The following is a 23,251-nucleotide window of genomic DNA, read 5'->3' as shown; positions in this document are numbered from 1 at the left end:
TGCTGACCACTCAACTACTTACAGCGTTCCAGTCTATCAGGTGACGCTTCGGGTGACATATAGGTGACGCCGGGTGCCGCGACAGGTGACACCAGGTGACGCCGAATAAAGTGGTCATCTTCGGCGGACCTCCTCCTAGGACAACCATTCAGAACTACTCATTGCTGTTCACCACCGAGGACTACTACAGTTCCACATAGGTCCACCCAGGACCAACAACCGAACCACTCAGGACCGTACCGGGCAGCCCCCGGTGCGGTCCTCCCGTTTTGACTTTTGCATCCCCCGAGGGCAAACGATGACGACTTGGCAAGAGAACGACCTGCACGCCGCCCAGCTCGAACTGGAGAAGGAAAGCACCAGCCTGGGCATTGCCCGCTACGAGAAGATCAGGGAGCAGCGCCAGGAGGCCGAGACCGGCCCCGGCCGCAAGCTGGTCATGGAGAGCATCGACGCCACCGCCGCCGCGATCATGGCGTTCGTGGCCGAAGCCGACACCGGCAAGCCGGGCAAGCGCCACGCCGCCCTCAAATTCATCCGCCACCTGAACCCCCACGCCCTCGCCTATCTGACCAGCTTCACCTGCGTCAACGCGCTGGTCGCCGATCACCGCAAGGCGGTGTCCGTGGCGATCACCCTGGGCCACGAGGTCGCCAACGAGATCAACTTCTCCCTGCTCCGCGAGAAGCACCCCGGCCTGTACCGGGTCGTCCAGGAGCAGCTCAAGAAGTCCACCTCGGCCCGGCACTCCACCGCCGTCATGCGGCACGTCATCGCCGACGCCGAGTTCGCCCCCGAGGACGACAAGCGCCTCTACCTGTCCGACAAGGACGCGCTGCTGGTGGGCATGAAGCTCATCGAGCTGTTCGTCGAGGCGACCGGGCTGGTCGAGCTGGTCACCGTCGCCGAGCGCGGCAAGCGCCACCTGCTCATCGCCGGGAATCAGAAGGTGCTCGACTGGCTGACCAAGGCCCACGACAGCGCCGCCCTGTACCAGCCGGTGCTGATGCCGATGGTCGTCCCGCCCCGTCCGTGGACCACGCCCCGCGACGGCGGCTACCTGACCGACATCGGCGGCCGGGCTGACCTCGTGCGTACCCGCAACCGCGCCTACAAGCGCGAGCTGGCGCTGGTCGATATGCCCAACGTCTACCAGGCCCTCAACGCCATCCAGGCAACCGCCTGGAAGGTGAACGTGCCCGTCCTAGAGGTCATGCGCGAGCTGTGGAACGCAGGCGGCGGTGTCGCCGGGCTGCCGGAGCGTGAACTGATGGACCTGCCGAGCCGCCCTGCCCTGCTGGAGACCGACCCGGACTACTTCAAGGAGCACCACGCCGACGAGTTCAAGGAATGGAAGCGCGACCGCGCCAAGGTCTACGAGGCCAACGCGCGCAGCGTGTCCACCCGCCTCGCCGCCGCGCAGAAGATCGCCTTGGCGGAGAAGTTCGCCGAGTACCCCGCGATCTACTTCCCTCACAACCTCGACTTCCGCGGCCGGTGCTACCCCCTGCCCCCGACGCTGACCCCGCAGGGTGATGATGCGGCCAAGGGCCTGCTGACGTTCGCCCAAGGCGTGCCGCTCGGCGAGGACGGTGCCTACTGGCTCGCCATCCACGTCGCCAACTGCTTCGGCGTGGACAAGGTGTCGTTCGAGGAGCGCGTGGCCTGGGTGCGCGAGCACGAGGAGCAGATTCTCGACAGCGCCCTCGATCCGCTGGACGGCCAACGCTTCTGGATGGACGCCGACAGCCCGTTCTGCGCGCTGGCAGCGTGCTTCGAGTGGCTCGGCTACAGCCTCAACGGCCGCGATCACGTCTCCCATCTGCCCATCGCGCTCGACGGCTCCTGTAACGGCCTCCAGAACTTCTCGGCCATGCTCCGCGACTCCGTGGGCGGTGCAGCCACCAACCTGATCCCGCAGCCGAAGCCCGCCGACATCTATTCGCGCGTGAAAGACGTGGCCCAGGAGAAGCTGCGCGCCCGTGCCGAGAGCGGCGACCCGCTGGCGATCAAGCTGGACGGCCAGCTCACCCGCGACATCGTGAAGCAGCCGGTGATGACGCTGCCCTACGGCGTCACGAAGTCGGGCATGCGCGCCCAGGTGCTCTCCAAGTTCAAGAAGCTGGGCATGGAGGACGATTGGGAGACCGCCGAGTACCTGGCGACCCTGCTGTGGGAGTGCATCGGCGAGGTCGTGATCGCAGCCCGCGCGGCGATGGACTGGCTGCGTGACGCCTCCAAGGTCGCCTCGTCGGCCGACCTGCCGGTGAGCTGGACGACCCCCGCTGGCTTCCCGGTCCTCCAGGAGTACCGCGAGGAGGAAGGCGTCCGCATCCGGCCGCACGTCGGAGGCCGCGAGGTGAATTTAGTGGTCAACATCGGCGGTACTAAGCTCGACCGTCGCAGGCAGACCCTCGGGATCAGTCCGAACTTCGTCCACTCCTGCGACGCCAGCCACATGATGCTGACCACCTGCCTCGCGGCAGAGAACGGCATCGAGTCGTTCGCCATGATCCACGACTCCTACGGTACGCACGCGGGCCAGGCAGCAATCCTCGCCGCCGCACTCCGGCAGGCGTTCGTCGATCAATACAGCGGCGACGTACTGGCCGACTTCCGACAGCAACTCGTCGAGCAGCTCCCGCCAGAAGCGGCAGAGAAACTCCCACCCCTCCCGCCGCATGGCGACCTGGACCTCAGCCTGGTGCTGGAGTCGCGCTATTTCTTTGCCTAGTCCATCCCCCTTTGGCAATTGATACCCCAAGCGAGAACATCAACATGAGCATCAACTACCAGCACGCACTGAACACCTACGTTGCCCAGGACCACTTCGGTGTGGTCCTCGGCATCTACAACCCGGCCGAACACGGCACGGTCGAGGAGTTCAAGCACCGCATGACGGAGCTGCACGCAGGTGCGTGATCGCGTCATCGACGGACTGCACTCACGTTCTGCCGAGAGCGCCGCACGCGGCGCTTTCGTAGTGATCGACAGCGTGCAGTCCCTCGGCCACCCGGCCGATCAGGTGATCGGCTTGGCGTGCGCCTTCAAGAACTTCTGCGAAGTGCTCGGCCTCGATCCGATGGAAGTGCTGCGGGTCGTCTCGCGCATGGAGCAGGACTGCCGCTACCGGCAGGTCAACACCCTCAACGCCGTGCGCCGCTACGCGGAGCGCGAGCTGAAACCGCACTACCCGTGATGCGTGACCCGATCACCGACGCCTTCATCGACGAGGCGCTCATCGGCTTCGACATCGACGAAGCCTTCGGCATTTCCGCCGACACCCCGTTGACCGCCGCCGCTGACCTGTGGCGCGCGGGCATCTATCTCCCGACCAACTACGAGACCGACAACTGATGGCAACCAAGAAGCGCGAACGATTCGTCTCCCCCAAGGGCACCGCCGTGTGGCCGCGCCTGAACGAACCGGACACCAAGTTCAAGCCGGAAGGCGAATACACCGTGAGCCTGGCGTTCGACCCGAACGACAAGGACTTCAAGGCGCTGGCGAAGAAGCTGGAAACCCGGCGCGACGAGCTGTTCCAGGAGTTCCTGAGCGAGAACCCGAAGAAGAAGAAGGGTGCCGAAGTGGCCCCGGTGTTCACCGAAGAAACCGACGAGAACGGCGATGACACCGGCCGCGTGCTGGTGAAGTTCAAGATGAAGGCCAGCGGCGTCAGCAAGCGCACCGGCAAGAAGTTCACCATGCGCCCGGACATCTTCGACGCCCGCGGCAAGAAGATCGACAACCCGCCGCAGATCGGCGGCGGCAGCGAACTCAAGGTCTCCTACGAGATCGGCGGCTCGTTCGTCGAATCGGCCAAGAAGTTCTACCTGACCTGCTACATGGTCGCCGTCCAGGTGATCGAGCTGGTCGAGTTCGGCCAGCGCAACGCCAAGGACTACGGCTTCGGCGAGGAGGACGGCTACGAGGCCGCCGACAGCGCGCCGTTCAGCGACAGCGATGACGACTCGGACGACGACAGCGACTCCGACGACGAGGGCGATGACGGCGACTACTGATCCGCTGTCGGTCATCGTGAACACCGCGAGGGGGGCCAAGCATTTGGCCTCCCTCACGTTCCCGTTTGACCCGGTGCCCGCCTCGCGCCCGAAGGTTTCGCGCTGGGGCGTCTACTACGGCAAGACCTACAAGACCTGGAAGGAAGCCGCAGAGAAGCATCTGCCAGCCGGTGATCTGGACCTGTCGCCGACCGATCCGGTTTTAGTGGTCATCATCGCGGTATGCAAACGTGCCAAGACCTCGAAGGCCGCGTTTCCCAAGGGCGACGTGGACAACCTCGCCAAGGGGCCGATGGACGTTGTGACCAAAGCCACCGGCTATTGGGCCGACGACAAGCAAGTCATGTGGCTGCTCTCCGGTAAGCGCTGGGCGCAGCCGGACGAAGAACCACGCACCGAAGTCCACCTCTACAAACTCTAAGTGCGCCTCAAACCTCTGGAATCGGTAGAGGCGCTGTTCGCCCTCGCCAGCATGACCCGCCCCGAGCAGGTCACGACCGGCGAAGAACTCGCACGCCTGCACCGCTCGCAGGGCTACTCGAAGATCGCCGTCCACTTCGTCATCGAACGTGACGGCTCGATCTACGACGGTCGCCCGCTGAATCAGCCCGGCGCTCTCGCCGGTAAGCACAACCAATCCGCATACCAAGTCTGCCTCCTGGGCGGCGTCAACGACGCCATGCAGCCCGAGGACAACTTCACCGAAGCCCAACACGCCGCGCTGCGACGCCTGCTCGCCGCCTACGGCAAGCCCGTCGTGTGGGCACCTGACTTCCCTCGATAGGAGAACCCAACGTGAAACCGCTGCCCCCGCAAACCCAGGTCGTCCTGGATCACCTGCGTCGCCACTCGCACCTGACCTCGTGGCAGGCCGAAGGCGTCTACCGCATCCGCCGCCTCGCCTCGCGCGTCGATGAGCTGCGCGCTGCTGGCTTCGAGATCGAAACGCAGACCTGCGAGGACGCCTCGGGGCAGCGGTACACGCGCTATCGCCTGTCGCGCCGTCAGCGCCGCAGCAAGGCTCCGCTCCTGGAAGCGCGCCGCGCTCCGAAGCAGTACCGCGTCGATGCGCTGCTCCAGCTGTATCGCAACTACTGCACCGACGAGCTGGGCCTCGACGCCAACGATGCGACCGAAGAAGTCGCCGCATTCACCAAGTTCCTGCTGGAGAAGAACGCATGACCAACACCGCTACCACCGTCATTCCGTCCGCGATGCGCCTGGCTTTCGAGCGCGCATGGGCGCGCGCCGACAAGCCGTTCCGCGGCCTGGGCCGCACCGTCAAGGGTGCGCTGAATCGTCGCCTCGGCATTTCCTACCGCAAGCGCATGTGGTCCGTGGAGCGTGCAAAGCGCTGACTCCGAATACCTCCACAAAGAGCCGTGCCCGAACTGCGGCAGCAAGGACAACCTTGCGCGCTACAGCGACGGGCACGGCTACTGCTTCGGCTGCGGTCACTACGAGCCAGCCGAAGGCGAGGAGGTCTCTCAACCCACCAGCAGGAAAACCATGAGCGACTTTGCGAAGGGTGAACCGCAAGCCCTGGCGAAGCGCGGTATCACTGAGGAAGCATGCCGTAAGTACGGCTACTGGATCGGCAAGGACAAGCACGGCAAGACCGTGCAGATCGCCAACTACAAGCGCGATGGCGGCATCGTCGCGCAGAAGCTCCGCTACCCCGACAAGAAGTTCTCATTCATCGGCGACTCGAAGGCGTGCGGGCTGTTCGGCCAGCACCTCTACGAACCGGGGCGACGCCTCGTCATCACCGAAGGCGAGATCGACGCGCTCTCCGTGGCGCAGGCACTCGGCCTCCGCTGGCCGGTGGTGTCCGTTCCGAACGGAGCGCAAGGCGCGGCCAAGTCCATCAAGCGCGAGCTGGAGTGGGTCAACGGCTTCGACGAGGTTGTGCTCATGTTCGACATGGACGAACCGGGCCAAGCCGCCGCGCAGGAAGTGGCGCTGCTGCTGACTCCCGGCAAGGCCAAGATCGCACAGCTCCCGGCGAAAGACCCGAACGAGCTGCTCCAGCGTGGCGATGCCGAGGCGATCACCCGCGCCATCTACGAAGCGCAGACCAAGCGCCCCGATGGAGTGGTGACGTTCGGCTCCCTCAAGGAGAAGGCACTCAAGCCGGTCTCGATGGGCATGCCTTGGCACGACCCGCGCCTCACCGCGCTGACCTACGGCAAGCGGTACGGCGAGGTCTACACCTTCGGCGCGGGCACCGGCATCGGCAAGACCGACTGGCTGATGGAGGAAGCAGCCTTCATCGCGCAGGAAACCGGCGACCGCGTTGGCCTGTTCTTCCTGGAGCAGCAGCCGGTCGAGACGGCGAAGCGCATGGCAGGCAAGGTTGCTGGCCGCCGCTTCCACGTCCCCGATGGGAGCTGGACGCAGGAGGAGCTGGAAGCCGCGTTCGAGATTCTCGACAAGGGCCAGGTGTTCATCTACGACCACTTCGGCTCGTCCGAGTGGGACGTGATCGAAGCCAAGATGGCCCACATGGTCGTCGCCGAGGGCGTCAAGCACATCGTCCTCGACAACCTCACGTCGTTTGCGGCCGGTGCCGAGGACGAGCGGAAGATGCTGGAGGACACGATGGCGAAGATCGCGCAGTTCGCGCAGCGCCACCTCATCTGCATCTACCTGGTCTCGCACCTCGCCACGCCGGAAGGCAAGCCACACGAGGAAGGCGGGCGCGTGATGCTCCGCCACTTCAAGGGCAGCCGCGCGATTGGCTTCTGGACGCACTTCGCGTTCGGCCTGGAGCGCAACACGCAGGCCGAGAACGAGGCCGAGCGCAACTGCACGACCTTCCGCGTCCTAAAGGATCGCTTCACCGGCCAGTCGAACGGCCAGGTTCTCTACTACAGCTACGACCACGCATCCGGCCGCCTGCTCAATGCAGATGCTCCGGGCGAATACGGCGACTTCGCCGACGAGTCATCCGATGTATCCACCTCCGACTACTGACGGCCGCTCGGTCGTCGGCTTCATCCCAGCTGATGCGCCGCTCTCCTTCGCTGAGAGCCTCGTTCTCCCCTACCAACTCCCGCGCTCCGACCAAGCCTGCCGTGTCATGTACGGCAAGCCTGGGCGGCGCGTGGTCATCCACATCAAAGCCGAGGAACTACCCCAATGAAAGAGATCGTCGCCATCGCAATCGACCTGCTGACCGCTCCGTTCCGCAAGGACACCGTGACCGACGTGGTGAAGGTGCTGGAGGGCCAGGTGGACAAGCTGTTCAAGATCAGCGCCGACCGCATCGCCACCGCATCGACGCTGCGCGACAAGGCCGATGTCCTGCACTCGCAGGCCGACGAGCACGAGGAAGAAGCCGAGCGCGCCCTGCGCGTCGCCGAGCGCTTCACCAACCTGATCCGCTAAGGGACCAACCATGACTGCCGAGCAACACGCTCGGTCCCTGTTCGACGTGTTGCCGGCCGAAGTCCGCCACCTGGTGATCCTGGGTGGCGGAAGCCTGCGCGCGTTCTACGACGGGACCGAAATCAAGGACATCGACTGCTTCTTCGTGTCACTGGCGAGCTACACCTACGTGGCCGCGTACCTGAGCGGCCGTAACGACTGGACCAGCGAGGCCGCTCCGAACGGCATCCGCAACTTCCGCTCGCCCGAGGGTCACCTCGTGAGCCTGATCGGCTTCGAGTTCGGTACGCCGCACGAGCACTGCGCCCGGTTCGATCTGCGGTGCTGCGCCCACGTCGCCATCTACGAACCCAGCACCGACGAGGTGGTGGTCGTATCCCTCGAAGGCGCGGTTGCCGACGCATCGGAGAAGCTGCTGTTCGTGCTGAACAACAACGGCACCGAGCGCACCATCCGCCGCATCACGCACTACGTCGAGGATTACGGCTACACGCTGCATCCCGACCAGCCCGAGCAGGACGAACTGTTCGAGGACGACGACTTCCCCGGCCACGCGCCGCAGGGCGTCCACACGCCGCCGAAGGCCCCCGAGCCGGAGTACATCCTCCGCGCCCGCCGCCGCGTCCGCGCAATCCCCGTAACCAACCACGGCTACCCGTAAGGAGGACCGCCGTTGATCCTCGTATTCGACTGCGAGACCAATGGCCTCCTCGACGAACTTGACACGATCCACTGCATTTCCCTCCAAGAGGTAGATGAGACCGGCGCACCGCGCGGTCCCATCCTGTCCGCCAACGATCACGGCACGGGCGAAATGACAGTCCGTCAGGCCGTCGAGAGGCTCAAGAAGGCCAAGCGCGTTGTCGGCCACAACATCGCCGGATTCGACATTCCGGCTATCGCCAAGGTGTTCCCGGACTTCAAGGTCCAGGCGTACTTCGACACGTTGCTGATGTCCACGCTGGTCTACCCGGACCTCAAGGACCGCGACTTCAAGGCCCGCAAGAAGCAGGGAGCGAACCCGGTGTTGCCGGGCAAGCTGATCGGCCGCCACGCCCTCGAAGCGTGGGGCTACCGCCTCGGTCGCTGGAAAGGCGACTACGCGGCGCAGATGGCCGCACGCGGCCTCGATCCCTGGGCACAGTGGTCTCAGGAAATGGACGACTACTGCGACCAGGACGTTGCGGTCACGCAAGCGCTGTTCGCGTTGCTGATGAGCAAGGGCCTCCCTACCGAGGCCATCGAGCTGGAGCAGGCCGTCGCGCCGATCCTCTCGCGTCAGCAGCGCTACGGCTACCTGTTCGATCAGGAGAAGGCGCGTGAGCTGGAGTGCATCCTCGTGTCCCGGCGCACTGCGCTGGAGGCCGAGCTGCGCAAGGTCATTCCGCCGTGGAAGGTGGTGAAGCGCAAGTTCGTACCGAAGCGCGACGACAAGCGCCGCGGTTACGTCAAGGGCGTGGAGGTCACGACCTACAAGGACGTGGTGTTCAACCCGGCAAGCCGCCAGCACATTGCTGACCGCTTGACTGCAATGTACGGCTGGCAGCCCCAGGAGTTCACCGAGAAGGGCCAGCCGAAGATCGACGAAGAAGTCCTGGGCGCGCTCAAGTTCCCGATCATCCCGCTCCTGCTGGAGCACTTCATCGTCAACAAGCGCCTCGGCCAGCTCGCCGAAGGCGACGAGGCGTGGCTCAAGGCCATCAAGAAGGACGGCCGCATCCACGGCAGCGTGAATCAGAACGCAGCGGTGACCGGCCGCATGACGCACTCGAAGCCGAACATCGCTCAGGTGCCGAAGGTCCAGCACTCGAAGGAGAAGGGAATCCTCAAGGGCCAGGAAGGCGGCTACGGATTCGAGTGCCGCTCGTTGTTCTGCGTCCCAACAGGGAAGCTCCAGGTCGGCGCGGACGCCTCGGGATTGGAGCTGCGCTGCCTGGCGCACTTCATGGCAAAGCACGACGGCGGCGAGTACGCCAAGGTCATCCTCGAAGGCGACATCCACTCCGTCAACCAATCGGCGGCAGGACTGCCAACCCGCGACAACGCCAAGACCTTCATCTACGCCTTCCTCTATGGGGCAGGCGACGCGAAGCTCGGCTCCATCGTTGGCAAGGGTCGCCAGGCCGGGGCGAAGCTCCGCTCGAAGTTCCTGGCCGGGCTGCCTGCGCTGGAGAAGCTGGTACGCGGGGTCAAGAAGCGCGCGGCCGAGAAGGGATACCTGATCGGTCTCGACGGCCGGAAGCTGCACATCCGCAGCGACCACGCCGCGCTCAATACCCTGCTCCAGTCGGCCGGTGCGCTGGTGATGAAGAAAGCCCTGGTGATCCTCGACGCCGACCTGCAAGCCGCAGGGTTGGTGCCGGGCGTCCACTACGAGTTCCTCGCCAACGTCCATGACGAGTGGCAAATCGAAGTGGACGAGGACAAGGCCGAGTTCGTGGGCAAGACCGCCCAGGCTGCCATCCGCAAGGCTGGCGATTACTTCGGCTTCCGCTGTCCGCTCGATGGCGAGTTCAAGATCGGAAGGAATTGGGCCGAGACGCACTGACCCGCGGCAAGCGGGACATTGCACTCGCCCTGGTGCGCCAAGCGAAACGCCGGGCAGCTAGGAAGGGACTGCCGTTCGACCTCACGTCGGACGACATCGTGGTCCCCGACTTCTGCCCGGCACTGGGCATCCCGCTGTACCGCGCTGTCGGGCGCAAGGCCCAAGGCCCCAACTCACCCACGCTCGACCGCATCGAACCTGACCTCGGCTACGTCCGGGGCAACGTGCGCGTGATCTCCGCACGCGCGAATCAGATCAAGTCCGACGCGACTCCCTCGGAGCTTCTGCGAGTCGCCTGTTACGTCCAAGAGAACCGATGAACCCAACCAACATCCTGCGCGCCCTCGCGGCGCTGCTGGTCGTTGCCGCGCTCGCGGCAGGCGGCTTCGCAGCCTGGAAGTACACCGCAATGGCCCAGCGCGTGACGGAGCTGGAGGAGTCGGCAAAGGAACTGGCCGACCTCAAGCAGACCGTCGAGACCCTCAACCGCGAAGCCGTGCGCCGCTCTGCCTTCGATGCAGCGCTGCGGAACGCCCGCGCCACCACCAACCGCTCTGTGGAGATTGCAGCAAATGCTGACCCGGAAACTGGCGATTACCTGTCTCGCCGCATTCCTGACGAGCTGCGCCGCGCACACCTCGAAAGTCGTGCCGGAGCAGTTCCTCCAGCCGACCGTCATTGAGGGCACGCACTCCTCACTCGACGCCGTGATGGCTGACCCGACCACCACCACCTACGACCTCTACCGCTTCGGCGGCAACGCCGAGGACGGCCTCCAGCGTTGCAACGCCGACAAGGCGAGCGCCCTGGAAGTCCTCAAGGAATCGAACCGATGAACGAGAACCGGCTTCGCGTGCATTTCATTGGCGGCCCCGCTGACGGCGATGTCCGCGTGATCGATCCGTGTACCACCTACCGCGTGGCTGTGCTCGAACACCAGCCCGAGGTTCATGCCTACAACGCCAAGTGCCCGTGCTGCACCGAGCGCATGCTGCGCCCCGTGGAGTGGAGCACCGCGACCTACTTCATCCGCCGCGTTAGCGAGAAGTGCTGGGTCGCCGTACACGAGAGCATGGTATGAAGCGCGCTCTCCTGATCCTGGCGCTGTGTGCTGGCCTCGCTGCGTGCGATATGAAGCCCTGGCCGCCGAGTGCGGACTATGGCTCGTGCCTGAAAGGGCACAGCGAGAACTCCTACATCATCATGTGGCAGTCGATGTGTACGGGGAACTCCTGCACGCAGATTCCGTACACCATCCCGACCACCGACTTCGTGTGCGACGAGCACGAGTACCCGCTCGGCGACGGCCCGGAGTACCAGGCCGGAATGAAGCGCTACGCCGCCGAGCTACAGGCGTGGTATGAGCGCTACCCGGAGAAGCGGCCATGACTTCCTACGTCACCTATCGGCCACCGCAGGCGGCCGGTTCCTGGGTCATTGGCGGCAACTTCTTCGTGCAGGTCCGGGAGCGTCCGAACTGGCTGCACCGCTGGTTCGCGCTGGCGTTCCTGGGATGGCAGTGGGTGGACGCATGAACAAGCGCGGCCCCCTGCTACTGATCGACGCCGATGTGCTGCGCTACCAGCTCGCGTTCTCGAACACCGCGAACATCGACTGGAACGGCGACGGCAACAAGGTCGAAGCGATCCAGCCCGAGCGCGCGAAGGCGAAGCTGGAGGACTACATCGACGAGATCGTCGAGAAGTTCGGCGCGCGTGATTACCTGCTGGCCCTGTCCTGCAAGAAGCACAACTTCCGCAAGGACATCGACCCAACCTACAAGCTCAACCGTGCCAGCAAGGACAAGCCTGCCCTGTGGTACGTGCTCGACGAGTTCGTCTACGACGAGTTCGGCGACAAGATCGTGGAGATCGAGAACCTGGAAGGTGACGACGTGCTGGGGCTGCTGGCCTCGCACCCGAATCCGAAGCGCGCGCCAGGCAGCCGCATCGTCGTGTCCATCGACAAGGACATGCAGACGATCCCCGGCATCCGTCTCTACAACCCCAACCGTCCCGACGTGGGCGTCCGGCCGATCTCGGCTCACGACGCTGACCTGTTCTGGATGAAGCAGGTGCTCACGGGCGACCAGGTGGATAACTACCCCGGCTTCCCCGGCATCGGCCACAAGGGCGCGGACGAGCTGCTCATGCCCATCCACGAGGCGTACCGCGATGCGTCCGTCGAGGAGCACCTCGGCGCGCTGTGGAACACCGTCGTCACCACCTACACCACCCGCATCCCCCGCGGCGGCACCGAGCCGCTGTCGAAGCACGATGCGATCCGCCAAGCACGCCTCGCGCGAATCCTGCGCTACGGCGACTACAACCCCAAGACCAAGGAAGTGAAGCTGTGGAAACCCTGATCCTGTTCATCACCATCGTCGCCGTGCTGGCCGTGCTGTTCGCCTTCGTCGCCTACGGCGCTGCCTGGCTGTGGTGGCGCAGCCTCAACACCCTCGAACGCACCCTGTACCGCTCGGCTGGCAGCGTCAAGCTGTGGCCGGCCGCTGTCGGCGTTGCTGGCGCGGCTTGGCTGATCGCCCGGTGTTTCGCCTGACGACAACCAAGCCACCTGATCCTGCTTACCGCAACTCGTCCACGTAGAACTGCTTCCAGTGTGCAATCTCTGACGGATTCCGACTTACGGGTTCTCGGCTATTGAAAACCCAAAGCTGGATCGCCTTCGGCGTAGTCAACGTTTCATACGTGCAGCTGAACTCAGTGAGCTTATCTGTGATGAGCTGCTTGGCCGCATCGTAGCGCTCTCGCTGAATTCCTTGTGCTTGCCCTGATGCCACGAGCGCATCCATCGCCTCCTGTAGGCCATAGAGCTTCTGTGCAAGCTCAGAGATTTCCGCTCCGTTTGTGTTACTCGGCGTAGAACTCGCCATACCTGTCTCCTTCCATAACGAACACGAATTGTACCCGGCTAAGGCCGGGTTTCTCTTTTGGAGTCCCCATGAAGATCATCGGAATCACCGGCCGCGCCCGCAGCGGCAAAGACACCCTGGCCGAGTTCCTGGTCAGCGACCACGGCTTCGTGAAGCTGTCCTTCGCGGCCCCGATCCGCGCCTTCGTGGCGGACATCACCGGCCTGCCGGTGTCCGCGATGGAGGACGGCCCGCTCAAGGAGGAGCCGCTCGACTGGCTCAACGGGCAGACCCCGCGCCGCCTGATGCAGACCGTGGGCACCGAGTGGGGCCGTGAAATGATCGACCGCGACCTGTGGGTCAAGGTGGTCGCGCAGAAGATCCGTCAGGCCCGCCGCGACGGCGCTGCTGGCGTCGTGGTGTCGGACGTTCGCTTCGACAACGAGGCGCAGTTCATCCGTGAGTGGGGCGGCCAGGTGGTCCAGGTGCTCCGCGACAGCGCGGCCCCGGTCTCGGCGCATGCCTCCGAGGCAGGCGTCCACGGCGACCTGATCGACACCGTGATCGACAACAACGGCCCGATCCACCGCCTGCGGATGGTCGCGGAATCGCTGGCCCGACTCTAAGGGTTTAGTGGTCATCATCGGGGGAAACGACAGTTTCCCCACCTATTCATAACCCAGGAGTTCTATGCAAATCCCTCTGCACTCCTACGACCTGATCGACCTCCTGGACGAACTGCACCCCGAAGTGATCTACGACCCCGCCAAGCCGAAGGAGGAGTTCCTGCTCCGGCAGGGCGAGCGCCGCCTGATCCTCCGGCTAAAGGCGCTGCGGAAGGTCGAGCAGATGGAGCACCGCGCCCGCTAATCATGTGCAGCAAGCCCAACATGCCGGACCAGCAGGAGAAAGACCCGATCCTGCTGACCCGCCAGGACACCCAGCCGACCGGCCACGCGGCCGATCAGCGGCGTAAGTCCAAGGTCCGACTGGACCTGAACAACGCAACGCAGTACCAAGGACTGACCATTCCGAATGGCTGACGCCAAGCAGACCTCGGCCGAGAAGCAGACGGCCGCGAAGCGCTACGGCGATCTCAAGTCCAACCGCAAAGAAGCCGAGACGCGCGCCAAGCGCTGCGCCAAGGTTACCCTGCCCCGCCTGTGGGTGGACGAGGGCGCGAAATCGCGTACCCCCGGTTCCGCCTACATCGACACCGGCCCGAAGTGCGTCAACGCCCTGGCCTCGAAGATCGTGCTGGCCTGGCTCCCGCCGAACGCCTCGGTGTTCAAGCTCGCGCCTGACCAGGCAGTCGCCGAGAACATCGCCGAGCAGGCTGGCGTGGAGACCTCCGAACTGGAGGCCGCGCTGGTGGACGTGGAGCGGGTCATCGTCAACGACCTGGAGACCAGCGGCGTCCGCCCGGTCCTCAGCGAGGCGGCCAAGCACGCCATCGTCCTCGGCAATTTCCTGCTCTACGACCCCGACGAGGGCAAGCCTAAGCTGTATCCGCTGACCTCCTACGTGACCGACCGCGACGGCCTGGGCAACGTGCTGGAGATCATCACGCTCGACAAGATCGCCCCGGCCATGCTGCCGGACTCGATCCGCGCGGCGGTGATGCAGAAGCTCGCCCAGGAACGCGACGAAAAGACCAAGAACGACGACGTGAACCTCTACACCTGGGTGCGTCGCTCGGAAGATGGCAAGGAGTGGGAAGTGGTCCAGGAGGTCGAGGGCGTCGAAGTCCCCGAGACCGTGGGCACCTACCCCATCGACGCCTGCCCGTGGATTCCCCTGTGCGCGCCGCCGTCCCTCGTGGACGACTACGGCGAGGGCTTGGTCTACGACTACGTGGGCGCGTTCGAGTCGCTGGAGGCGCTGCGCAAGGCGATCCGTAAGGGTGCCGCCGCGCTGGCGAAGATCATCATGTTCCTCAAGCCGACCTCGACGATCCGCGAGCGCCAGCTCACCGAGGCCGAGTCCGGCGCGGTGCTGCGTGGCGAGGCCAGCGACGTGACCACGCTCCAGCTCCAGAAAGCCTACGACCTGAACTTCGTGCGTCAGGAGGCCGAAGGGCTGGCGAACTCGCTGGAGCTGATCTTCGGCGTGAAGTCCGCCGTGCAGCGCCCCGGCGAGCGCGTGACCGCCTACGAAATCCGGGTGCTCACCCAGGAACTCGACGACGCCCTCAGCGGCTTCATGGCGATGTCGGGCGAGCAGCTCTTGCTGCCGCTGATCCGCCGCCGCCTGCACAAGCTCCAGAAGCAGGGTCGCCTGCCCGAGCTGCCGCAGGAACTCATCAAGCCGCGCATCACCGTTGGCATCGCCGCCCTCGGCCGCGGCCACGACCTGAACAAGCTGATCGAGTTCGGTCAGGCAGTGGATGCGCTTGTCGGCGCAGAGGAGAAGGCGCGCCGCCTCAACAGTGGCGAGGCGATCTCCCGACTGGCCGCCGCTTCCGACATTTCCACCAAGGGCCTGATCCGCTCCGACGACGAGCTTGCTGCCGAGCAGCAGGACGCCTCGGCGCAGGAGGCGATGGTCCGTGCCGCTCCGAATATCGCCTCAGCGATGACCCAAACCCCGTAACCCCGAGAAGGACGCAATGTCGAACGAAACCACCGAGAAGCCCGCCAAGCCGACCAAGGAAGCCCCGAAGGCTCCGAGCGTCGAGCGTAAGGGCAAGGCCGAGATCACCCGCAAGACGAACGGCCTGGTCATCGTCAACTACAAGCCCGAGGACAAGTAATGTCGCAGCCGGGCAAGTCCGAAGTGACCGTCAGCCTTGACGGCATCAACGGCCAGCCGACCCCAGGTCAGCAGCCGCCGCAGAACTCCCAGGACACCCAGCAGCCCGCACCGGGCGCGCAGGGTGGCACCGATGGCGAGCGCCTGTTCGGCGGCAAGTACAAGACCGTGGAGGAGCTGGAAGCCGCCTACGCACAACTGAGCACGCCAGCCGACGACAAGGGTGGCAAGGGCGGCCCCGCGACCATCGACGACGCCACCGCGGATGACGCGCGTGACGCCTTGGCGCGGGCTGGCCTGAACCTGGACGACTTCGCCACCGAGTTCAACTCGAACGGCTCGCTGTCCGAGGAGAGCTACAAGAAGCTCCAGGACGCGGGCTATCCGAAGGAGCTGGTGGACGTGTACGTCGATGGCCTGCGCGCTCGCGTGCAGACCTACGAGAACGCCGTCTACTCGCCCGCAGGTGGCAAGGCCGGTTACGACGGCCTGGTCCAGTGGGCTAAGACCAACCTGAGCGCCGAGCAGAAGCGGGCGTTCAACGAAGCGGTGCAGTCCGGCGACGCCGGCCGCGCAGCGCTGGCAGTCCAGGGCCTCGTCGCCCTCCGTGGCGGCAACGGCCGCCTTCTGAATGGCAAGACCGCATCGAACGCCGATGCAGGCCCCAAGCCGTTCCAGTCGCAGGCGCAGGTCGTCGAAGCGATGCGCGATGTGCGCTACCACCGTGATCCGGCTTACCGCGCGGAAGTCTCCGCCCGCCTGGCCGTGTCGCCGCTGTTCAAGTAATCCACTCAACCTCAAGCAAGGACTAAATGTCGGACGCAATCCCCTCCCGCCTGGGTCAAGCCCAGGCCAACGGCGACGCCTGGGCGCTGTTCAAGCAGAACTACACTGCTGAAACCATCACCAGCTTCGTCGAGAACTACAAGCTGGACGGCCGCGTGTCGGTGCGCAACATCGAGAGCGGCAAGTCCGCCTCGTTCCCGAACGTCGGCACCATCGGCTCCGAGTACCATGTGCCGGGCACCGAGATCAAGGGCCTGGTGGTCGAGCACAACGAGACCATCATCACCCTCGATCCGATGCTGATCTCGCACGCCTTCATCGCCAACATCGACGAGGCGATGAACCACTACGACGTGCGTTCCGAGTACACCCGTCAGCAGGGTGCGGAGCTGGCGCTCAAGCGCATGCAGAACGAGCTGCGCTGCGCGATCCTGGCCGCTCGTACCACCGAAGGCAAGGTCGAAGGCCAGCCGGGTGGTGCCATCATCAAGGCCGCCACGATGGCCTCCGATCCGACCGTGCTGGCCGATGCGTTCCGCAACGCCCGCATGCTGTTCGACGAGAAGCTGCTGCCGGACAACCCGCAGGAGTTCACTGGCGCACTGGCCCCGGCTCAGTGGTATCTGCTGACCGAGAACAAGGACTTGATCGACCGCGACATCAACGCGGAATCGAACGGCTCCTACGGCCAGGCGATCATTTCCTCGGTCGCCCGCATCCCGCTGGTGAAGATCAACGCGATGCCGCGTGTCGATGAGTCGGCCCTGGCCTCGATCCCGGCCAAGTACCGCGGCAACTTCGCGGACACCGTGGGCGTGATCTTCCACCGCTCGGCGGTCGGCACCCTCAAGCTGCTGGACCTGTCCCTGGAGGACGTGTACCAGGGCGAGAAGCAGGGCACCCTGATGCTGGCGAAGTACGCGCTGGGTCACGGCATCCTGGCTCCGCGCGGTGCCATCGAGCTGTCGAAGGCCCCGTAAGCAATACCGCGCCGTTGGGCAAATCCCGCGGCGCTTCAATCTCTCTCCATCTACGGGGGACATCCACATGGGTGTCCCCCGTTTTTTTGCCCCGAATCCATGAACCTCGAACTCACTCCGACCACGGAACTCGAAGCCGTCAATGTGCTGCTCGGTGCTATCGGCGAAGCGCCGATCAGCGACCTCGAAGCGCTCGGCAACCTGTACGCCTCGCAGGCGCGCGACACCCTCCGCGCGGTGAGCCGCGAGGTCCAAACCGCTGGCTGGTGGTTCAACACCAGCGAGTCGTTCACCTTCACGCTCAACGCGGAAGGCAAGGTGCTGCCGCCGCAGTCGATCCTCAAGCTCGTCCCCGCACGCGGAAGCGAGCCGCTGGTGATCCGAGGCACGCGCCTCATCAACCCGCTCACCCTCGCCGACACGTTCTCGTCGGCCCCCACCGCCGACTTCGTGACCTGGTTCCTCGCCTACGAGGAGCTGCCCGAGTCGGCCCGCCGCTACATCGCCGTGCGCGCTGCGCGTCTGTTCCAGACGAGCGTGCTGGGTAGCGACCAGCTCTACGTGTTCACCGAGAAGCACGAGGAGGAGGCATACCTCATCTTCGCGCAGGAGCACGCCGACTTCACCTACGCCCGCGGCCACAACTTCCTCAGTGGCTCGACGGACGTGTCTGATATTTGGGACCGCTGATGCCGCTAATCACGGGGGACTATCCCTCGTTCCTGGGAGGCGAGTCGCAGCAGGACGATACCGTCCGCTCGCCGAACCAGCTCACCAAGGCGATCAACGCCTGGCTGCATGCCGCAATGGGCGCTGGCAAGCGCCCGCCCGCCGAGTTCGTTGCTGGCCTTGGCGTCACCCTCGATCACGACTGTGCCTTCCACTCCATCGTCCGCGATGAGAACGAGCGCTACATCGTCGCCGTGGGTCACCGCAGCATCCGCGTGTTCGACCACGAGACCGGCAAGGAATACACCGTCAACGCCACGGGCGACGCGCTCAACTACCTGGACACCCAGGGACAGCGTGCGTGGTCGTGCTTCGCGCTGGCGACGTTCTCCGACACCACCTTCATCGTCAACCGGCTGGTAGACGTGAAGCAGAGCGATGAGCTGTCGCCCGGTTCGCTGTACGGATCGGCGCAAACGATGTCCGACCTGCCGAAGCCCGGCGACAAAGGCTCGGCCGTTGTGCCGACCGGCGCGATCTACAACATCATCGGCTCGTCCGAATCGCAATTCGACGACTACTACGTCCAGAAGCAGTCCTCCTCGGTCTACCTGGAGGTCGCCCGGCCGGGCATCAAGCACCGCTTCGATGCCAAGACGATGCCGCACATCCTCAAGCGCATCCCCGATCCAGTGCATGCGGACGGCTTTTGGTTCTCCTTCGGTGGACCGGAGTGGACCGCGCGCCTCGCGGGTGACGAGCAAAGCAACCCGTTCCCGTCCATCGACGGCCAGCGCATCCGCGAGGTGTTCAAGCACCGGGACCGCCTAGGCTTCCTGGCCGGGGAGAACGTGCTGATGTCCGAGGTCTCCGATCCGTTCAACCTCTGGCGCACTTCGGTGACCCAGGTGCTCGACGCCGACCCCATCGACGTGAGCGTCAGCGGGTCTAACGGCGTCACCACGCTCTACCACGCAGTCCCGTTCCAGTCGGCCCTGTTCCTTGCCGCTGCGGGCGGCCAGTTCCTCCTGACCGCCGAGCCGTACCTGGCCGCCAAGAACGTCAAGAGCGATCCGGTCAACAGCTACAGCAGCTCGCCGTACATCCGGCCGAAGCTGATGGGCGAGTCGCTGTACTTCACCGAGGACAGCGGCGCATACGCCAGCGTGCGCGAATACTTCATCGACGACCTGTCGGTGACCGGCGACGCCGCCGACGTGACGGCGCATGTGCCCAAGCTGATGCCGGGCCGCATGCGAGCGATGGCGAGCGCAAGTGGTGCCGACTGCGTGTTCTTCGCTCCTGACGAGCCGACCGACGCGCAGCTCTACGTCTACTTCGTCCGCTGGATCGGCGACGAGAAGCAGCAGTCCGCATGGACGCGCTGGTCAATCTCCGGCGTCGGTCGCATCGTCCACATGCACGCCATCAACGACGTGCTGTACGCCGTCGCGGAAGCCCCAGGCGGCGGCTGCGAGCTGCTCAAGTTCCGCATGGTGCTCAACCAGCACGACACGGATGCCACGGGCGACTACAACTTCCTGCTCGACCGCATGCTGGTGGTGCAGCCCACCTATCAGCAGTTCGGCAACGAGACCTGGATCGACCTGCCCTACATCGTGCCCGATGGCATGACGGTCACCGTCCTCAAGACGGACGACTGGCAAGACCCCGGCGCGTACCTGGACATCACCAAGGCGCGCTGGGACAACGCCCGCACCCGCCTTGCGCTCCCCGGTAACCACACCGAGGGCCGCGTGGTCGTCGGCATGGACTACGAGCACCGCCTCACCCTGACCAAGCCCATCGTTCGCGGTGGGCAGAACCAGGCCGTGCTGGTGGGCCGCACGCAGGTGCGTGACATCGAGGTCGCCTACAAGGATGGCGCGTACTTCGAGCTGGAGGTCGAGCAGCACGGCAATGGCCGCGTCGAGACCTACGTGGCGTCGCACTCCGGTGCGTACACCGCGCGCGTCCTCAACGACTCGGTGTTCCGCACCAGCGCCCCGACGTTCCACTCCGGCTCTCGCCGGTTCCCCGTGCTGGGCGACGCCAACAGCGTCCGCATGCACCTCGTCAACCGCCTGCCGTTCCAGTGCTGGTTCCAGTCAGCACAGTGGCGCGGCATGTTCGTCTCCCGCAGCCGAGTATGACCCTGACCTATCGAAGCCCCACCGCCAGCGACATCCTCCACGTCGCCGATAACATGCGGCAGGAGGACATCCTGGAGGTGGCGGCTTCGCATGGTCACACCCCGCTCCAGGCGCTCGCATTTGCAGTGACCGCGAGCGACCGCAGTTTCGCCGCGATGCACGACGGTTCCCCCGTGTGCATCTTCGGCTTCAGCCAGCACGCCGAGGGTATCGCCTCGGTTTGGCTGCTGGGCACCGACGCCCTGGTGGCTCCCACGTTCTGCCGCACGTTCCTCCGAGAAGCTCGGCGGATCAGCGACGAGTGGTCGGCCACCTTCGGCACCATCTTCAACTTCGTCGATGTCCACGCCGTCACCACGCGGCGATGGCTCGGCTGGCTTGGCTTCCGCGAGAGCGGCGTCGAGTCCGCCTACGGCTTCGCCAAGACACCCTTCGTCCGAGTAACCAAGACCCCATGTGCAACCCCGTAGCAGTCCAGGTCGGTATCGCCGCAGTCAGCGCGATGGCGACCATGTACGGCCAGGATCAGAACAACAAGGCCATCGAGGAAGCCGCGGAGCGTCAGCAGGAGCAGATCAACGACCAGGCCGCCGAGCGCACCCAACAGCGCATGGAGGAGGCCCGCGCACTGCGATCCGCGATGCGCGCCTCCGCAGCAGAAGCGGCAGTGTCCGGCAACTCGGTCGAGCTGCTGGCGAACGACATCATGGCCCAGGCTGGCCGTGACGTGGCCCTCATCGAGAAGAACCGCAGGAACGGAGTCGTCGAAAGCGGCTCCGAAGCACGCGCTCGTATCCGCACCGGCAATGCCGAGGCGCTGGGCGGCGTGATGCAGTCAGGCGCGAATGCCTACAGCAACATCCAAACCTACAAGCGCTATTCCATTCCCGGAGACGAGTAACCCGTGGCTCGCACGAAACCCCAAGAGATCATCCGCCGCGCGCAGGTGCCGCAGCGTCTCGCCGAGCGCCCCGTTCTGGCGGTGCAGGCTGACCAAGCGTCCTCCGCTGGTGCCGGTGTCCTCTCTCGCACCGCCGCTGCGGTGCTGACGCGCGTCTCGGATTCCGTCAACTCGCAGATGATCTCAAACAGCCGCGAGCAGTACAGCGCCGCGGCGACCCAACGTATGCAGGAGGACGCCGAGGGTACGCCCCGGCAGGCCGAGGACTTCGTTGCCCAGCAGTCGGAGTCATGGCGTCGCGGCTACCTCAAGGCAGACGGCATCATCCGCGTCCGCGACTGGCAGATCGAAGCGGCCAAAGAGATCGCCAAGGCCGAACCCGGCACCGACATCGAGCCGCTCATCAAGGAGCGGATGGCTGCGCTGACGCAGAACCCCGAGTTCCAAGACCCGCAGGTCCGCAAGGCCCTGATGCCGGTCGCCATGCGCGCCGCGCAGCAGGTCCGCCAGCAGTGGCAGGCCGACTCGATGCGGGAAATGCTGGTCCGGCAGAAGGAGTCGCTGACCGCGATCATCCGCGACGGCATCAAGGGCGGCACGTTCCTCACTTCCGAGGGCATGAACGGCCTGTACGCGATGCTGGACCAGGAGGAGTACGCCTATCTCAACAAGCGCGACGTGGACGAACTCTACGTCGAGGCCGCCAAGGAGGAGCTGGCCGCAGGCAACCGCGATCCTCAGTCGATCCTGGCGTTCCTGGAGCAGGACCGCGGCGACGGCCAGCCCGGCTTGATGAACACCGAGCACGGCGACGAGCTGCGCGCGGCGGCTGCCGCTGGTGCCCGCGTGATCGCACACCGCGAGGACGAGGCACGCAAGCAGGCGATGGCCGAGGCAGAGTGGACGCTCCAGGGCCTCGCGGATCGCGGCCAGCTCACCCACAAGACCATCGACACCTGGGCCAGTAAATTCGGCCTGAGCGGTGGCGACCTCCAGTCCTTCAAGCGATACTGGAACAACCAGCAGGAGCAGACGCTTCGCCGCTGGGAGCAGGAAGCGAAGGAGCGCGCCCGAGAGGAGCGCATCCGCAAGCTGGTAGCCGGGGGCAATCCCTACGAGATCAGCGACGCCGACCTCAAGAAGCAGGCCGGTAAGGAGTGGGAGGAAACCCCGCAGGCCGCACGCGGCCAGGTGCTCCAGAAGTGGGCACGGCAGGGCATCGTCATCCCCCAGCTCGAACGCATCCTCAAGCGCGCTGACCCGGCGTTCCAGGAGAACCTCCAGAACGCCGCGACGCTGTACGAACAGCTCCGCAAGGTCTCGCCCAAGTACGCCGATACGGTCGCTGGCGGCGAGGCTGCCGCAATGCTGGACCAGTACCTCTACGACACCCGGCGCAGCGGTCAGTCTCACCAGGAGGCCGCTCGCGTCCTGACGCAACCGAAGCGGGAAGTCGAGGAGGCCCGCTCGGTCATCAACGACACCTGGAAGTCCGGCATCAAGGACTACCTGGAGATCGACGGCAAGCCGCGTGACCCGCGTGAGCTGCACCGCATCCGCCAGGAAGCCGAGCGCATCGCCTCGCGTGGCGGAGTGTCCGGCGAAGCTGCCATCCGTGCAGCGGTCGGTCAGATCGACGCCCAGCGCACGACCGTCAACGGCCGCCGCGTGCCAAACATCGGCATGCCGCAGGGTGCCGAGCCAGCGGTAGACGAGCTGATCCAGACGGTCGCGCGCAAGCTCGGCCGCGACCCGGATGAGCTGTCGGCCCTGCCCAATCCCCGCAATCCGGGGCAGTGGCAGATCGTCGGCCCCGACAACTGGCTGATCCCTGACCCGGACACCGGCCGCGCCATCGGTTTCGACCCGCGTGCCATCGCGGCACAGCACCAGCGCTGGAAGGGAGACCTTGCGGAATCCCAGGCGCGTCGTCGGGTCGAGCAGCGCACCACCTGGGCGGACCAGTCCCGGAACATCCGCGACCTGCGCTCGCAGTCGGCGACCACGGAAGTCCCTGCGGCCATCGCCAAGCGCGACGCCAGCGCCGCCGAGGCTCCCGCCTTCGAGCTGCCCAAGTTCGACCTCACCAAGCCGCTGGTTCCCAACGCGGGCACCAAGCAAACCACCACCACCCCGGCAGTCCCCGAGGACTTCCTGGAGTACCTGACGAGGAAGTAAG

The 23,251-nt window shown here is 65.2% G+C and carries 34 protein-coding genes; 33 read left to right on the top strand and 1 reads right to left on the bottom strand.

What is annotated here, in order from left to right; translation table 11 throughout:
• Positions 1-298 precede the first annotated feature (298 nt).
• From M1L61_RS04655 to M1L61_RS04560, 21 genes are all read left to right on the top strand, one after another.
• The gene (locus M1L61_RS04655) at positions 299-2,734 is read left to right on the top strand and encodes a DNA-directed RNA polymerase (RefSeq protein WP_005412423.1); all 2,436 of its coding nucleotides are present in this window, start codon (positions 299-301) and stop codon (positions 2,732-2,734) included.
• A 44-nt stretch (positions 2,735-2,778) separates the two neighbouring features.
• Positions 2,779-2,922: a hypothetical protein gene (locus tag M1L61_RS04650; protein WP_005412422.1), complete on the top strand. Its 144-nt coding sequence runs from the start codon at positions 2,779-2,781 to the stop codon at positions 2,920-2,922.
• On the top strand, positions 2,915-3,199 hold the full coding sequence (locus M1L61_RS04645) for a hypothetical protein (RefSeq protein WP_005412421.1): 285 nt from the start codon (positions 2,915-2,917) through the stop codon (positions 3,197-3,199). The genes M1L61_RS04650 and M1L61_RS04645 overlap by 8 nt, the downstream gene beginning before the upstream one ends.
• Positions 3,199-3,357 (top strand): hypothetical protein, encoded by a 159-nt coding sequence (locus M1L61_RS04640; protein ID WP_154267700.1) that lies wholly within the window; start codon positions 3,199-3,201, stop codon positions 3,355-3,357. The genes M1L61_RS04645 and M1L61_RS04640 overlap by 1 nt, the downstream gene beginning before the upstream one ends.
• Positions 3,357-4,022, top strand: coding sequence for a hypothetical protein (locus M1L61_RS04635; protein ID WP_004154595.1), 666 nt, complete (start codon positions 3,357-3,359; stop codon positions 4,020-4,022). Before M1L61_RS04640 ends, M1L61_RS04635 begins: the two co-directional genes overlap by 1 nt.
• A complete protein-coding gene (locus tag M1L61_RS04630) occupies positions 4,006-4,443 on the top strand; it encodes a RusA family crossover junction endodeoxyribonuclease (protein WP_157178715.1) in 438 nt (145 codons plus the stop codon). Before M1L61_RS04635 ends, M1L61_RS04630 begins: the two co-directional genes overlap by 17 nt.
• Positions 4,444-4,806: an N-acetylmuramoyl-L-alanine amidase gene (locus M1L61_RS04625; RefSeq protein WP_248854382.1), complete on the top strand. Its 363-nt coding sequence runs from the start codon at positions 4,444-4,446 to the stop codon at positions 4,804-4,806. It abuts the gene before it with no gap.
• Between the two features lie 11 nt (positions 4,807-4,817).
• The gene (locus M1L61_RS04620) at positions 4,818-5,204 is read left to right on the top strand and encodes a helix-turn-helix domain-containing protein (RefSeq protein WP_004154592.1); all 387 of its coding nucleotides are present in this window, start codon (positions 4,818-4,820) and stop codon (positions 5,202-5,204) included.
• Positions 5,201-5,380, top strand: coding sequence for a hypothetical protein (locus tag M1L61_RS04615; RefSeq protein WP_004154591.1), 180 nt, complete (start codon positions 5,201-5,203; stop codon positions 5,378-5,380). The genes M1L61_RS04620 and M1L61_RS04615 overlap by 4 nt, the downstream gene beginning before the upstream one ends.
• A gap of 151 nt (positions 5,381-5,531) precedes the next feature.
• Positions 5,532-6,998 carry a toprim domain-containing protein gene (locus M1L61_RS04610; protein ID WP_005412418.1) on the top strand — a complete coding sequence of 489 codons (1,467 nt, stop codon included), beginning with the start codon at positions 5,532-5,534 and terminating at the stop codon, positions 6,996-6,998.
• A gap of 165 nt (positions 6,999-7,163) precedes the next feature.
• Complete coding sequence (locus M1L61_RS04605; protein WP_005412417.1) at positions 7,164-7,412, top strand: hypothetical protein; 249 nt, start codon at positions 7,164-7,166, stop codon at positions 7,410-7,412.
• Positions 7,413-7,422: 10 nt separating this feature from the next.
• The gene (locus M1L61_RS04600) at positions 7,423-8,073 is read left to right on the top strand and encodes a hypothetical protein (RefSeq protein WP_005412416.1); all 651 of its coding nucleotides are present in this window, start codon (positions 7,423-7,425) and stop codon (positions 8,071-8,073) included.
• Positions 8,074-8,085: 12 nt separating this feature from the next.
• A complete protein-coding gene (locus M1L61_RS04595; protein WP_049417451.1) occupies positions 8,086-9,960 on the top strand; it encodes a DNA polymerase in 1,875 nt (624 codons plus the stop codon).
• Entirely contained in the window at positions 9,942-10,280 is a 339-nt protein-coding gene (locus M1L61_RS04590) for a hypothetical protein (protein WP_050483582.1), read from the top strand. Before M1L61_RS04595 ends, M1L61_RS04590 begins: the two co-directional genes overlap by 19 nt.
• Positions 10,277-10,642 carry a hypothetical protein gene (locus M1L61_RS04585; RefSeq protein WP_005412414.1) on the top strand — a complete coding sequence of 122 codons (366 nt, stop codon included), beginning with the start codon at positions 10,277-10,279 and terminating at the stop codon, positions 10,640-10,642. Before M1L61_RS04590 ends, M1L61_RS04585 begins: the two co-directional genes overlap by 4 nt.
• 28 nt (positions 10,643-10,670) lie before the next feature.
• Positions 10,671-10,796, top strand: a complete 126-nt coding sequence (locus tag M1L61_RS23110) for a hypothetical protein (protein WP_005412413.1) — start codon at positions 10,671-10,673, stop codon at positions 10,794-10,796.
• Complete coding sequence (locus M1L61_RS04580; protein WP_005412412.1) at positions 10,793-11,041, top strand: hypothetical protein; 249 nt, start codon at positions 10,793-10,795, stop codon at positions 11,039-11,041. The genes M1L61_RS23110 and M1L61_RS04580 overlap by 4 nt, the downstream gene beginning before the upstream one ends.
• Entirely contained in the window at positions 11,038-11,349 is a 312-nt protein-coding gene (locus tag M1L61_RS04575) for a hypothetical protein (RefSeq protein ID WP_005412411.1), read from the top strand. The genes M1L61_RS04580 and M1L61_RS04575 overlap by 4 nt, the downstream gene beginning before the upstream one ends.
• The gene (locus M1L61_RS04570) at positions 11,346-11,495 is read left to right on the top strand and encodes a hypothetical protein (protein ID WP_005412410.1); all 150 of its coding nucleotides are present in this window, start codon (positions 11,346-11,348) and stop codon (positions 11,493-11,495) included. The genes M1L61_RS04575 and M1L61_RS04570 overlap by 4 nt, the downstream gene beginning before the upstream one ends.
• On the top strand, positions 11,492-12,325 hold the full coding sequence (locus M1L61_RS04565) for a hypothetical protein (protein ID WP_004154583.1): 834 nt from the start codon (positions 11,492-11,494) through the stop codon (positions 12,323-12,325). The genes M1L61_RS04570 and M1L61_RS04565 overlap by 4 nt, the downstream gene beginning before the upstream one ends.
• The gene (locus tag M1L61_RS04560; RefSeq protein ID WP_005412408.1) at positions 12,313-12,519 is read left to right on the top strand and encodes a hypothetical protein; all 207 of its coding nucleotides are present in this window, start codon (positions 12,313-12,315) and stop codon (positions 12,517-12,519) included. Before M1L61_RS04565 ends, M1L61_RS04560 begins: the two co-directional genes overlap by 13 nt.
• A 25-nt stretch (positions 12,520-12,544) precedes the next feature.
• On the opposite strand, the gene M1L61_RS04555 is transcribed toward M1L61_RS04560, so the two are convergent.
• Entirely contained in the window at positions 12,545-12,853 is a 309-nt protein-coding gene (locus M1L61_RS04555) for a hypothetical protein (RefSeq protein ID WP_032961816.1), read from the bottom strand.
• Positions 12,854-12,921: 68 nt separating this feature from the next.
• Between M1L61_RS04555 and M1L61_RS04550 the strand changes: the two genes are divergently transcribed.
• From M1L61_RS04550 to M1L61_RS04495, 12 genes are all read left to right on the top strand, one after another.
• Positions 12,922-13,458: an adenylate kinase gene (locus M1L61_RS04550; protein WP_004154581.1), complete on the top strand. Its 537-nt coding sequence runs from the start codon at positions 12,922-12,924 to the stop codon at positions 13,456-13,458.
• A gap of 64 nt (positions 13,459-13,522) precedes the next feature.
• Positions 13,523-13,702, top strand: a complete 180-nt coding sequence (locus M1L61_RS04545; RefSeq protein ID WP_005412407.1) for a hypothetical protein — start codon at positions 13,523-13,525, stop codon at positions 13,700-13,702.
• Positions 13,703-13,722: 20 nt separating this feature from the next.
• Positions 13,723-13,875, top strand: a complete 153-nt coding sequence (locus tag M1L61_RS04540) for a hypothetical protein (protein ID WP_005412406.1) — start codon at positions 13,723-13,725, stop codon at positions 13,873-13,875.
• A complete protein-coding gene (locus M1L61_RS04535; protein ID WP_005412405.1) occupies positions 13,868-15,424 on the top strand; it encodes a portal protein in 1,557 nt (518 codons plus the stop codon). The genes M1L61_RS04540 and M1L61_RS04535 overlap by 8 nt, the downstream gene beginning before the upstream one ends.
• Positions 15,425-15,440: 16 nt before the next feature.
• Entirely contained in the window at positions 15,441-15,584 is a 144-nt protein-coding gene (locus M1L61_RS04530) for a hypothetical protein (protein ID WP_004154577.1), read from the top strand.
• Positions 15,584-16,369 carry a capsid assembly protein, putative gene (locus tag M1L61_RS04525; RefSeq protein ID WP_005412404.1) on the top strand — a complete coding sequence of 262 codons (786 nt, stop codon included), beginning with the start codon at positions 15,584-15,586 and terminating at the stop codon, positions 16,367-16,369. Before M1L61_RS04530 ends, M1L61_RS04525 begins: the two co-directional genes overlap by 1 nt.
• A gap of 26 nt (positions 16,370-16,395) precedes the next feature.
• A complete protein-coding gene (locus tag M1L61_RS04520; protein ID WP_005412403.1) occupies positions 16,396-17,349 on the top strand; it encodes a phage capsid protein in 954 nt (317 codons plus the stop codon).
• A 99-nt stretch (positions 17,350-17,448) separates the two neighbouring features.
• Positions 17,449-18,039 (top strand): hypothetical protein, encoded by a 591-nt coding sequence (locus tag M1L61_RS04515; RefSeq protein ID WP_005412402.1) that lies wholly within the window; start codon positions 17,449-17,451, stop codon positions 18,037-18,039.
• A complete protein-coding gene (locus M1L61_RS04510; protein WP_005412401.1) occupies positions 18,039-20,171 on the top strand; it encodes a hypothetical protein in 2,133 nt (710 codons plus the stop codon). Before M1L61_RS04515 ends, M1L61_RS04510 begins: the two co-directional genes overlap by 1 nt.
• Positions 20,168-20,641, top strand: coding sequence for a hypothetical protein (locus M1L61_RS04505; protein ID WP_248854381.1), 474 nt, complete (start codon positions 20,168-20,170; stop codon positions 20,639-20,641). Before M1L61_RS04510 ends, M1L61_RS04505 begins: the two co-directional genes overlap by 4 nt.
• A 32-nt stretch (positions 20,642-20,673) precedes the next feature.
• Complete coding sequence (locus tag M1L61_RS04500) at positions 20,674-21,072, top strand: hypothetical protein (RefSeq protein ID WP_032961812.1); 399 nt, start codon at positions 20,674-20,676, stop codon at positions 21,070-21,072.
• Positions 21,073-21,075: 3 nt separating this feature from the next.
• Positions 21,076-23,250, top strand: coding sequence for a hypothetical protein (locus M1L61_RS04495; protein ID WP_248854380.1), 2,175 nt, complete (start codon positions 21,076-21,078; stop codon positions 23,248-23,250).
• The last annotated feature ends 1 nt before the right edge of the window (position 23,251 follow it).

This window comes from Stenotrophomonas sp. NY11291 (assembly GCF_023277365.1).
Taxonomy (GTDB): Bacteria; Pseudomonadota; Gammaproteobacteria; order Xanthomonadales; family Xanthomonadaceae; genus Stenotrophomonas; species Stenotrophomonas geniculata.
This window is presented reverse-complemented; position numbering and strand designations above follow the sequence as displayed.

Coding starts and splice junctions, on each gene's coding strand:
- M1L61_RS04550 (WP_004154581.1), top strand. CDS start 12,922: ATGAAGATCATCGGAATCACCGGCCGCGCCCGCAGCGGCAAAGACACC.
- M1L61_RS04600 (WP_005412416.1), top strand. CDS start 7,423: ATGACTGCCGAGCAACACGCTCGGTCCCTGTTCGACGTGTTGCCGGCC.
- M1L61_RS04535 (WP_005412405.1), top strand. CDS start 13,868: ATGGCTGACGCCAAGCAGACCTCGGCCGAGAAGCAGACGGCCGCGAAG.
- M1L61_RS04635 (WP_004154595.1), top strand. CDS start 3,357: ATGGCAACCAAGAAGCGCGAACGATTCGTCTCCCCCAAGGGCACCGCC.
- M1L61_RS04610 (WP_005412418.1), top strand. CDS start 5,532: ATGAGCGACTTTGCGAAGGGTGAACCGCAAGCCCTGGCGAAGCGCGGT.
- M1L61_RS04540 (WP_005412406.1), top strand. CDS start 13,723: ATGCCGGACCAGCAGGAGAAAGACCCGATCCTGCTGACCCGCCAGGAC.
- M1L61_RS04615 (WP_004154591.1), top strand. CDS start 5,201: ATGACCAACACCGCTACCACCGTCATTCCGTCCGCGATGCGCCTGGCT.
- M1L61_RS04575 (WP_005412411.1), top strand. CDS start 11,038: ATGAAGCGCGCTCTCCTGATCCTGGCGCTGTGTGCTGGCCTCGCTGCG.
- M1L61_RS04510 (WP_005412401.1), top strand. CDS start 18,039: ATGCCGCTAATCACGGGGGACTATCCCTCGTTCCTGGGAGGCGAGTCG.
- M1L61_RS04525 (WP_005412404.1), top strand. CDS start 15,584: ATGTCGCAGCCGGGCAAGTCCGAAGTGACCGTCAGCCTTGACGGCATC.
- M1L61_RS04570 (WP_005412410.1), top strand. CDS start 11,346: ATGACTTCCTACGTCACCTATCGGCCACCGCAGGCGGCCGGTTCCTGG.
- M1L61_RS04555 (WP_032961816.1), bottom strand. CDS start 12,853: ATGGCGAGTTCTACGCCGAGTAACACAAACGGAGCGGAAATCTCTGAG.
- M1L61_RS04505 (WP_248854381.1), top strand. CDS start 20,168: ATGACCCTGACCTATCGAAGCCCCACCGCCAGCGACATCCTCCACGTC.
- M1L61_RS04650 (WP_005412422.1), top strand. CDS start 2,779: ATGAGCATCAACTACCAGCACGCACTGAACACCTACGTTGCCCAGGAC.
- M1L61_RS04515 (WP_005412402.1), top strand. CDS start 17,449: ATGAACCTCGAACTCACTCCGACCACGGAACTCGAAGCCGTCAATGTG.
- M1L61_RS04605 (WP_005412417.1), top strand. CDS start 7,164: ATGAAAGAGATCGTCGCCATCGCAATCGACCTGCTGACCGCTCCGTTC.
- M1L61_RS04545 (WP_005412407.1), top strand. CDS start 13,523: ATGCAAATCCCTCTGCACTCCTACGACCTGATCGACCTCCTGGACGAA.
- M1L61_RS04630 (WP_157178715.1), top strand. CDS start 4,006: ATGACGGCGACTACTGATCCGCTGTCGGTCATCGTGAACACCGCGAGG.
- M1L61_RS04585 (WP_005412414.1), top strand. CDS start 10,277: ATGAACCCAACCAACATCCTGCGCGCCCTCGCGGCGCTGCTGGTCGTT.
- M1L61_RS04565 (WP_004154583.1), top strand. CDS start 11,492: ATGAACAAGCGCGGCCCCCTGCTACTGATCGACGCCGATGTGCTGCGC.
- M1L61_RS04520 (WP_005412403.1), top strand. CDS start 16,396: ATGTCGGACGCAATCCCCTCCCGCCTGGGTCAAGCCCAGGCCAACGGC.
- M1L61_RS04530 (WP_004154577.1), top strand. CDS start 15,441: ATGTCGAACGAAACCACCGAGAAGCCCGCCAAGCCGACCAAGGAAGCC.
- M1L61_RS23110 (WP_005412413.1), top strand. CDS start 10,671: ATGGCTGACCCGACCACCACCACCTACGACCTCTACCGCTTCGGCGGC.
- M1L61_RS04640 (WP_154267700.1), top strand. CDS start 3,199: ATGCGTGACCCGATCACCGACGCCTTCATCGACGAGGCGCTCATCGGC.
- M1L61_RS04500 (WP_032961812.1), top strand. CDS start 20,674: ATGGCGACCATGTACGGCCAGGATCAGAACAACAAGGCCATCGAGGAA.
- M1L61_RS04580 (WP_005412412.1), top strand. CDS start 10,793: ATGAACGAGAACCGGCTTCGCGTGCATTTCATTGGCGGCCCCGCTGAC.
- M1L61_RS04655 (WP_005412423.1), top strand. CDS start 299: ATGACGACTTGGCAAGAGAACGACCTGCACGCCGCCCAGCTCGAACTG.